This window comes from Flavobacterium ardleyense (genome assembly GCF_042686085.1).
Taxonomy (GTDB): domain Bacteria; phylum Bacteroidota; class Bacteroidia; order Flavobacteriales; family Flavobacteriaceae; genus Flavobacterium; species Flavobacterium ardleyense.
Genome location: NZ_JBHUOL010000023.1, coordinates 46,076 through 55,854 on the forward strand (window position 1 = coordinate 46,076; position 9,779 = coordinate 55,854).

A 9,779-nucleotide genomic window follows, 5' to 3' on the forward strand; every position below is an offset into this window, starting at 1 on the left:
ATTTTATGCCGAACCTAAGACATGTTTTAAGTCGGAAATTTGATTCTCCCACAGCAATTTATTTTCTTCTAATTCATCTTCATGAGCAAAATCAGAAATAACGATAGAAACATCTTTCGTAATTTCATCTTCCATAATTTTCAATTCGAAGAAATAATCAGTTTCTGAATTGTCCTCATTCAACCATCTGAACTTAATTCGTTCGCCAGTTTTTTTAGAAGCTAATTTCGCTTTCTCCTCAGAATCATCCCAGATAAATGTAAAGTACTCACCTCTGGAATTTACATTGTCCGCAAACCATTCAGATAGCCCTGATGGTGTCGATATATATTGATATAACAGCTGTGGCGAAGATTGTATTGGAAACTCCAATTCATATTTAATTTTAGTACTCATTGCAATTTGTTTTAAAACACGAAATATATACAGAATTAATTGAAAATACAAAAAAATTAAATTATTTGTATTTTTTATAAAATAATATTTGCAAACAAAGGAAATAGTTTTATATTTGCACCCGCATTCAACAAGGATGTGACACAAACCTTTTGGCGAGGTAGCTCAGTCGGTTAGAGCGCAGGATTCATAACCCTGAGGTCACGGGTTCAACTCCCGTCTTCGCTACGAAATTAAACCCTAAACTATTCATAATTAATAGTTTAGGGTTTTTTATTTCCGATTTATTCCCGCTTTTTTTACAAATTTATGATTTTTTAGACAGAGCAAGCATTTACATTAAAACACTAAAAACCAGTGATTTAATTCATTTCTAAAAATCTCTATTTTGAACACTATTTGACTCAAAAACAAATTTTCATCATTTATAATTGATAAAATAAACCTAAAACTTTGTTCTTTTGATAAATCAACTTGCTTAAAACAAGCCCTTTTTACTTCTATTTAAATATATATTTGTTTAATTTATTTGCAGTTAGAGGCTCTGAAGGAGGAATTCATCAGATAATTAAACTAATTTTCAAAAATCTGCCTCCCTAATTTTTCTTTTCTCACTTATTTTCATTGTTAATAGTGCTTAATCTTTTAGAATTATTAAGATTAAACTCTAGCAGATTATTCTTTTTATTTCGCCAGTCTATAACTTTACCATTAAACTATTGCACACCTCACGACTTTTTCTACTACAGTTAGACAGAAGTAGACTATGTAAATATTTACCATCAAACTAGGATTATTTTCTAGATTCTAATTTTACACTTCCAAAGATTTAATCCTTGTTCAAATAGAAAACACTCTTAAATTCAAGCTTCAAGAATACCAACTAAATTCAACAAACAGCACTTTAATCAGATTCGTTATATGATAGCTTCAAATTGATGTCACAAAATTTTAAAAAAAATCAACTTTTTAGAATAACAAACTAAGCTTTGTTTTGAATTCACTTGCAAAACTTCATCAAGCCTATATTCTTCATTTACCACACTTATAAGGTTTCTAAATAAATAAGAGTAACTAAGTCGTGCCTACATTGTATTTAAAGCAAACAACGCTCCTCTGTCGCCAAAGTCCATGATTCAATTGGCAACAACAAGAACTTTTAAATAGAAATCTAATTTTAAATTTGGGAAGTTTTATTTAAAATTAAACATAATGCAAAAAGTCCTCTCAAATTAAACTTGAGAGGACTTCTATTATAAATTTTGTTGTAAAATTATGCTTTACCAGCTGCGATTAAATTTAAAGCAGAACCAGCAACGAACCAACCAATTTGGCTATCGTTGTACGTATGATTTGCTAAAATTAAATCTTTAGTTCCATCAGCATGAACGAATTCTATTGTTAATGGTTTTCCTGGTGCAAATTCTTTTAAGTCTAAGAAATTAATCGTATCGTTTTCTTGGATCTTATCATAATCAGCTTCATTAGCAAATGTTAAACCTAACATTCCTTGTTTTTTCAAGTTCGTTTCGTGGATACGAGCAAAAGATTTTACCAATACCGCTTTCACACCTAAGAAACGTGGCTCCATAGCTGCATGCTCACGAGAAGAACCTTCACCATAATTATGGTCACCCACAACTACAGTAGGAACTCCTGCTGCTTTATAAGCTCTAGCTACAGCCGGAACTGCATCATAAACTCCAGTTAATTGATTTTTAACCGAATTAGGCTTACCATTGAAAGCATTTTCTGCTCCAATTAGCATATTGTTAGAAATATTATCTAAATGCCCACGGAAACGTAACCATGGTCCAGCCATAGAAATATGGTCAGTAGTACATTTTCCAAAAGCTTTAATTAATAATTTAGCTCCTGAAATATTTTTTCCATCCCATGCTTCAAACGGTTGTAATAACTGCAAACGATCTGAAGTTTCAGAAACTGCTACCTGAACTGATGAACCATCAGCAGCCGGCGCTTGGAAACCTGCGTCTTCAACCTCAAAACCTCTTTTTGGCAATTCATCACCAAATGGAGCTGTTAGTTTAACCTCTTCTCCTTTATCATTAATTAACAGATCAGTTAATGGATTAAAGTCTAAACGTCCTGCAATTGCTAAAGCAGCAACCATTTCTGGAGAAGTTACGAATGCATGTGTATTTGGATTTCCGTCTGCTCTTTTAGAGAAGTTACGGTTGAACGAATGCACAATTGTATTTTTTTCTTGTTTATCAGCACCTGCTCTATCCCATTGTCCAATACATGGTCCACAAGCATTTGTAAATACTTTAGTTCCCATTTTTTCGAAATCAGCGATAATTCCGTCTCTTTCAATTGTGTATCTAATTTGCTCTGAACCTGGGTTAATTCCAAATTCCGCTTTTGGTGTAATTCCGTGTTCAACTGCTTGTCTAACGATAGATGCAGCGCGCGCCATATCTTCATAAGAAGAGTTAGTACATGAACCGATTAATCCCCATTCTACTTTTAACGGCCATCCATTAGCTTCCGCTTCCACTTTCATTTGAGAAACTGGTGTTCCTCTATCTGGTGTAAATGGACCATTAATATGTGGTTCTAATTCTGATAAATTGATTTCGATTAATTGATCAAAATATTGTGCTGGATCAGCATATACTTCAGCATCAGCTGTTAAATAATCCGCAACTTTATCGGCAGCATTTACCACGTCTTGACGACCTGTTGCTGCTAAATATCTTCTCATTGAATCATCGTAACCAAAAGTCGAAGTTGTTGCTCCTATTTCAGCACCCATGTTACAAATTGTACCTTTACCAGTACAAGACATTGCTAAAGCACCTTCACCAAAATATTCAACAATAGCACCTGTTCCACCTTTTACAGTTAGGATATCAGCTACTTTTAAAATAACATCTTTTGGAGCAGTCCATCCTGATAATTTACCAGTTAATTTAACTCCGATTAATTTTGGAAATTTTAATTCCCAAGACATTCCTGACATTACATCAACTGCATCAGCACCACCAACACCAATTGCTAACATCCCTAATCCACCTGCGTTTACAGTATGTGAATCAGTACCAATCATCATTCCACCTGGGAATGCATAATTTTCTAAAACGATTTGATGAATAATTCCAGATCCTGGCTTCCAAAATCCAATTCCATATTTATTAGAAACTGAAGATAAGAAATCAAAAACTTCTTTTGATTGCGAATTAGCTAACTGTAAATCTTTTTTCGCACCATCTTTTGCTAATATAAGGTGATCACAATGTACTGTTGTAGGAACTGCAACTGATTTTTTACCCGCATGCATAAACTGCAATAATGCCATTTGTGCTGTTGCATCTTGACAAGCTACTCTATCTGGAGCAAAGTCAACATAATCAATTCCTCTTTTATAAATCCCAGAAGCTGTTCCATCCCATAAATGAGAATACAATATTTTTTCTGTTAATGTAAGTGGACGTCCAACTAGGTCACGAGCTTTATCAACTCTTTCTGCCATGTTAGCGTATACTTTTTCGATCATTTCTATATCAAAAGCCATACTATAATAAGTTATTTGTGTTCGTTTGTATACTAAGAAATACAAATTTAATGAATCTTAACGAGATTTGAAAATTTTTAATAAATCGGTCTAATAAAAGAATTATTATTTATAAAGATTCTATTTTAATAGCAATATTTCAACAAAACCAGCTGAAAAGATCATTTATTAAATAATTCGTAATTAAAAGAGAAACTATTGGAAATTTATCAAAAAAACATGCGATATTTTATGATGTGAGTATTTCAGGGCAACAATTGAACTTTAGATTCGGAAAAAAATTACTTTGTTTTTATTTAAAAACATCACAAACAACAAAACCGTGAAAATACCAAAATAAAAAAAGCTGTTTTTAAAACAGCTTTTTAATAATTTCTTCTTCCGAAATCCCTTCGGCATCCGCTTTATAATTTTTTACAATTCTATGTCTTAATATTCCTGTTGCTACTGCCTGCACATCTTCAATATCTGGTGAAAACTTTCCATTAAAGGCTGCATTGGTTTTGGCTGCTAGAATTAGATTTTGCGAAGCACGTGGACCAGCACCCCAATCGATATAAGTTTTCACAAATTCATTTGACAACGGATTATCTGGACGAGTTTTGCTTACTAATGAAACTGCATACTCGATTACATTATCTGCAACCGGAATTTTTCGAACTACATTTTGAAAATCAATAATTTCTTGAGCTGTAAACAAGGCATTTACTACTGGCTTAAAATCAGAAGTTGTAGCTTTTACAACATCTACTTCTTCTTGAAAACTTGGATAATCTAAATTAATAGCAAACATAAAACGGTCTAACTGCGCTTCAGGTAAAGGATAAGTTCCTTCCTGCTCAATAGGGTTTTGGGTTGCTAAAACAAAGAAAGGCAAACTCAACTTATAATGATGACCGGCAACAGTTACAGATCTTTCTTGCATCGCTTCCAATAGAGCCGCTTGCGTTTTTGGTGGCGTTCTATTAATCTCATCAGCTAAAATTATATTTGAAAAAACAGGTCCTTTTATGAATTTAAATTGACGTGTTTCATCTAAAATCTCACTTCCTAAAATATCAGAAGGCATTAAATCTGGTGTAAACTGAATGCGTTTAAAATCTAGCCCTAAAGCTTGAGAAATTGTATTTACCATTAAGGTCTTTGCTAATCCGGGTACACCTACTAATAAGGCATGACCTCCTGAAAATATACTCAAAATAATTTGATGTACTACTTCGTCTTGACCAACAATTACTTTGGCAATTTCTTTTTTTAATGCTTTTTGTCTTTGAACTAATTCTTGAATGGCTGCTACGTCTGACATATTGAGTTTCGAATTTATAATTCAGTAATTTTATTTTAATTTGCAAAGTACTAAAGTAAGAAAAAATACTTACAAAAAACCCCTTGAATATTCAAAGGGTTAAGTTGTAATCAAATTTTATTTTTTCAACCAATTGTTAGTAAATTCACAACCTTTATATTCGTCGTTAATTTTAATATAGGTTTCTTTAATCTTCTCTTCGCTCCATTTTGCTATCTCTTGAATTTGCTTATCGCGCAAAGCTAATTCTTTAATTTTTAAATAATCTTTTGAGAACTCAGCTAAATGTTCTTCTGTTCTATTATTAACGGTAACTATCTTGTAGAATTTAGCACCGCCACGCTCTTCATCCAAAAGTGGAAAAGTAACTTCACCATCTTTTAATTCTGAAACCTGAGCATATAATGTTGGATCCATCTTCGTTAATTCAAAACGAGGTTCCATTGTTCTTGGGTTTAATAAAACACCGCCATTGTTACGTGTTTCTTTTTCATCTGAAGAAGATTTAGCAGCATCAGCAAACGTAATTTCTTTACTGATAATTTTATTTCTAATAACCTCTATTTTTTCTTTAGCATCTTTAATTGCTTGAGACGATACTTTTGGAGAGATTAAAATATGACGTAATTCTACTTCTTGCCCTTTAATTTTTTCTACCAAAATAATATGATAACCAAAATCAGTTTCGAAAGGTTGAGAGATTTCTCCTTCTGCCAAAGTAAACGCTACATCTTTAAACTCTTTTATGAATTGTGTTTTACGATTCATCTTATAAAATCCTCCATTTGAACTAGAACCTGGATCTTCCGAAAACAATACAGCTTTACTAAAGAAACTAGAACCATTAATAACTTCTTGACGAATTTCATTTAATTTTTCAACTACACGCTTCTTTTCTTCCTCTGTAATTATTGGTTTAATAACAATTTGAGCCACTTCCATTTCCGCACCAAATGTTGGAATTTCATCTTTAGGAATTGCTTTGAAAAAACTTCTTACTTCTTCTGGAGTAATTGTAACATCATCAACAATCTTTTTTTGCATCTGAGAAGTCAGTTTATTCATTTTTATGACATCATAAAAGTAACTTCTAAAATCCTCTTCATTTTTCTTGTTGTAGTATTTTAATACTTTATCCATACCACCAATTTGCTCAACCATTGCGTCAATCTGCTCGTTCATATAACTATTCACTTCAGAATCAGTAACTACAATACTATCTTGAATGGCTTGATGCGCATAAAGTTTATCTTCTAGTTGTTTTCCAAATAATTCACAACGCGTAATATCTTTTGTATCAATCCCATTCGCCTTTAACTGAACATACTCTAAATCAAGATCAGAATCTAACACAATATAATCTCCAACTACGGCAATTACACCATCTACTTTTTGTTTCTTTTGTGCGAATGAAAAAACTGTCGCGATTAAAAAAAGGCTAAGAAAAAATTTTCTATTTATAAATTTCATATTTATTGTCATTGATTGCATCATTGGTAATCTCTTTTTCTATTGTATTTACTAATTCTAATTTTCTGTTATTAAGTATAATCTGCTTTATCGTTGGCCTTAAAAACTCTAAAGGCGTTGGACTATCTATAGGTAACACTTTATTTACTTTAACTAACCACATTGTCGTAGAATCTGGATATTGGAAATTGATTCCACTACTAATAAATCGGTCTTTATTTTCAAGATTCACAAACGGTAATTTCTCAAATACTTGATTGATATCTACCCAAATGGAATCATTAAAAGCATAACTTTTAAAGTTAACCGCTTGTTGTTCCAACTCTATTCTATCTTTTTTTGTAAAGGAACTAAACTTTGATTTAATATTTACAAATTTTGGATTTTCTTTAACTAAATTGATATATCGCATTTTCACGAGTTCAGAAGAGTTATTGAAAAACTGCTTATTAGTATCGTAATAGGTTTTAATCTGCTCCTCGGTAACCGCTGTATCGATTTGTCTGATTACCAAATCTTCAATGTAATTCTTGGTATATAAATCCACTTTATATTGTTCTATTAACTCCTGGAATTCAGCCATTTTTCCTTTGCTAATATTTCGTTCCGAAGCTTCAAACAGTAATTTTTGAGTTGCCCATCTGTCAATGAAAGATTTCACAATTGCTATACTGTCTTTTTTCGAAGTGCCGTTTGGAACTAGATCTAAAATATCATCTTCATACAAAAAAAACTTACCCACACGCGCAATAGCTTTAGGTTCTTTTGGTACTTTAAAATAGTCACAAGAAGAAACCAAAAAGGTTAGTAAAAGCAATTGAATCCAATATTTCATTTATTTCTGTAATTGGTTTTTAACCTTTTGAAAAACTGCTTGATCGACCTGGATTTTGAACTCTTTTTTCAATTCATCTACCCAATTTGCCTCTAAGAATTGCTGGTAATCATTTATCACTTTCCCTGTGCATTCAGTTAATTTCTTAGCTTCTATTTCTTTTACCTCTAAAACTTCTACTACGAAATGATATTGGTCTTTTGTTGCCACTGAAGACACGCCTTTAACTAACTTATTATAAGAAGGCAAAATATCATAATCTTCTTCAAAAAGACCTGATTTCACCATCACATTAATTTTCCCGTCTTTATTTAATTGCTCTTTAATATAATCAACTGACTTTCTTTTGTCTAAAAACTTTTTTGCTTTCGCGATAATTTTTTTATCTGTAGAAGAAAAAATATTTACATTATAACGTTTTTTCCATTGGTAATTTTTAATATTTTGTTCGAAGTAATTCGCCAAACCTAATGAATCCATTTTAGCTTTTGTCCAAATTTCTTTTTCCATTAAATCAAACAAAAGCAATCCATCTCTGTATTCATCCATTACATACTTAAATTCTGGAAACTCATTTTCTAAATTATCCGTATGATAAACTGTAAGTTGTTCATCGACAAATTTCTCAAATAATTCATCTACTAATTTTGAAACTGGCGCTGTCTTAATTTTTGATTTTTGCTGTACTTGAATAAAGTTTAAAAAATCCTCCGCTGTAACATCCTTTACTTTTTCGATTGTTAAAATCGTTTTATTGTAGTCTCTTAAATTTAATGGAGTCTCCCAAGTTTGTGCGTAGAAATCAGCCGTAACCGTTTTTTTAACTGCTGTCAACATTTTTTGATTAGAGCTGTGCGTGTATTTCGCTCTATATTTTTTTGTCAAAGAGTTTGTGATCAACATTGAGCGTTCGTCTCTTCGTACTTTTTCTTCTAGTTCGGCTTTCATAGCATCTAAAGTTTGCACCGGATGTTTATCGATAAGCTTTACTATATGCCATCCAAATTGGGATTGAAAAGGCTTAGAAATATCATTATTGTTTTGAAGCGAAAAAGCAACATTCTCAAATTCTTCAGAGCTCAATTGACCCGAACCAAAGCGTTGTAAAACACCTCCTTTTGGAGCGGAAGATTTGTCTTCAGAAAACTGCTGAGCTAACGTTTCAAAGGCTTCACCTTGTTGAATTTTTTGATAAACATCCTCTATCGTTTGCTTAGCTTTTGCTTCTAACTGGTTATCTGGAACAGTTGGTTTTACAATCATAATATGCGCAACCGTAATTTCACCTCTATTGTCTCTTTTATCTGTAACTTTTAGTAAATGATAACCAAATCGGGTTCTAAAAGGTTTTGACAAGCTTCCGACATTTGTATTAAAAGCCGCGTTTTCAAAAGGGTAAACCATTCTAAAAGCAGAAAAATAGCCTAAGTCCCCATTATTATCTTTCACAGAAGGATCTTCTGAAAACTTTTGGGCAACTTTTACGAAGTCTTCACCTCCACTTAACCTGTTTTTAATATCATTTATTTTATTATACGCTTTTAAAGTGTCTTCTGGTGAAGCACCTTCATCTACTAAAACTAAAATATGAGAAGCACGAACTTCTTTTTGCATTCTGTCGTACGCTTCTTGAACTAATTTATTGGTAACTTTAGAATCATTCAAATAGTTTTTTGACAATTGCGTTCTGTATGATTTTAATTCCGTTTGATAACTTACACCATACTGCAAACCTATTTTATTCGCTTTTTCAACTTTAAGTTTATATCCTAAAAATAATTCCAAGTAATTATCAAGGTTTTTTTGAGAATCATCTTTTACTAAATCAAGATTTTTATTGTACACTCTTAGAAACTCATCAGTATAATAAGGATGGTTATCAATTGTAAATAAAACCTCTTTATTCTGTGCAAAAAGAAATGACTGTACTAGTAAAAAAACCAGAATAATCAAACGACTAATTTTCATATAAACTTAATTTTATTGTTCTAATCGACAAAAATAACAAATCGCGTGTATTTAGCAACATTTATAAGCGACTATTAACAAAAAAAGCATCAAAATTAATTGATGCTTTTTATTTTTAATTATTCTCTCTTACATTGCTGTAATAATAAATTCACTTCTTCTATTTGCTTGGTGTTCTTCTTCCGAGCAATTTGATTCGTTTGTAGGTTCGCATCCGCAGTCATTTACTAATTGCGATTCGCCATAACCTTTTCCTGTTAATCGAT

6 protein-coding genes and 1 tRNA gene are annotated in these 9,779 nt (G+C 31.9%); 1 reads left to right on the forward strand and 6 read right to left on the reverse strand.

The window, feature by feature from the left end; genetic code table 11:
- Window positions 1-3: 3 nt before the first annotated feature.
- A complete protein-coding gene (locus ACFSX9_RS15740) occupies window positions 4-396 on the reverse strand; it encodes an START-like domain-containing protein (protein WP_379809426.1) in 393 nt (130 codons plus the stop codon).
- Window positions 397-550: 154 nt separating this feature from the next.
- Here ACFSX9_RS15740 and ACFSX9_RS15745 point away from each other — a divergent pair.
- Window positions 551-624 (forward strand) — tRNA-Met (locus ACFSX9_RS15745).
- Window positions 625-1,669: 1,045 nt separating this feature from the next.
- On the opposite strand, the gene ACFSX9_RS15750 is transcribed toward ACFSX9_RS15745, so the two are convergent.
- The 5 genes from ACFSX9_RS15750 to ACFSX9_RS15770 all read right to left on the reverse strand — a co-directional run bounded on the left by ACFSX9_RS15750 (window position 1,670) and on the right by ACFSX9_RS15770 (window position 9,513).
- Window positions 1,670-3,934 carry an aconitate hydratase gene (locus ACFSX9_RS15750; protein WP_379809428.1) on the reverse strand — a complete coding sequence of 755 codons (2,265 nt, stop codon included), beginning with the start codon at window positions 3,932-3,934 and terminating at the stop codon, window positions 1,670-1,672.
- A 352-nt stretch (window positions 3,935-4,286) separates the two neighbouring features.
- Window positions 4,287-5,240, reverse strand: a complete 954-nt coding sequence (locus tag ACFSX9_RS15755; RefSeq protein WP_379809430.1) for an AAA family ATPase — start codon at window positions 5,238-5,240, stop codon at window positions 4,287-4,289.
- A 117-nt stretch (window positions 5,241-5,357) separates the two neighbouring features.
- A complete protein-coding gene (locus tag ACFSX9_RS15760; protein WP_379809432.1) occupies window positions 5,358-6,710 on the reverse strand; it encodes a peptidylprolyl isomerase in 1,353 nt (450 codons plus the stop codon).
- Complete coding sequence (locus ACFSX9_RS15765) at window positions 6,694-7,545, reverse strand: hypothetical protein (protein ID WP_379809434.1); 852 nt, start codon at window positions 7,543-7,545, stop codon at window positions 6,694-6,696. The genes ACFSX9_RS15760 and ACFSX9_RS15765 overlap by 17 nt, the downstream gene beginning before the upstream one ends.
- Window positions 7,546-9,513: a peptidylprolyl isomerase gene (locus ACFSX9_RS15770; RefSeq protein WP_379809436.1), complete on the reverse strand. Its 1,968-nt coding sequence runs from the start codon at window positions 9,511-9,513 to the stop codon at window positions 7,546-7,548. It lies immediately after the preceding gene.
- Window positions 9,514-9,779: the final 266 nt, after the last annotated feature.

Excerpts from the sequence above, each read along its gene's own strand:
- ACFSX9_RS15770 (WP_379809436.1), bottom strand. The coding sequence starts at position 9,513 with ATGAAAATTAGTCGTTTGATTATTCTGGTTTTTTTACTAGTACAGTCA.
- ACFSX9_RS15740 (WP_379809426.1), bottom strand. The coding sequence starts at position 396 with ATGAGTACTAAAATTAAATATGAATTGGAGTTTCCAATACAATCTTCG.
- ACFSX9_RS15760 (WP_379809432.1), bottom strand. The coding sequence starts at position 6,710 with ATGAAATTTATAAATAGAAAATTTTTTCTTAGCCTTTTTTTAATCGCG.
- ACFSX9_RS15765 (WP_379809434.1), bottom strand. The coding sequence starts at position 7,545 with ATGAAATATTGGATTCAATTGCTTTTACTAACCTTTTTGGTTTCTTCT.
- ACFSX9_RS15755 (WP_379809430.1), bottom strand. The coding sequence starts at position 5,240 with ATGTCAGACGTAGCAGCCATTCAAGAATTAGTTCAAAGACAAAAAGCA.
- ACFSX9_RS15750 (WP_379809428.1), bottom strand. The coding sequence starts at position 3,934 with ATGGCTTTTGATATAGAAATGATCGAAAAAGTATACGCTAACATGGCA.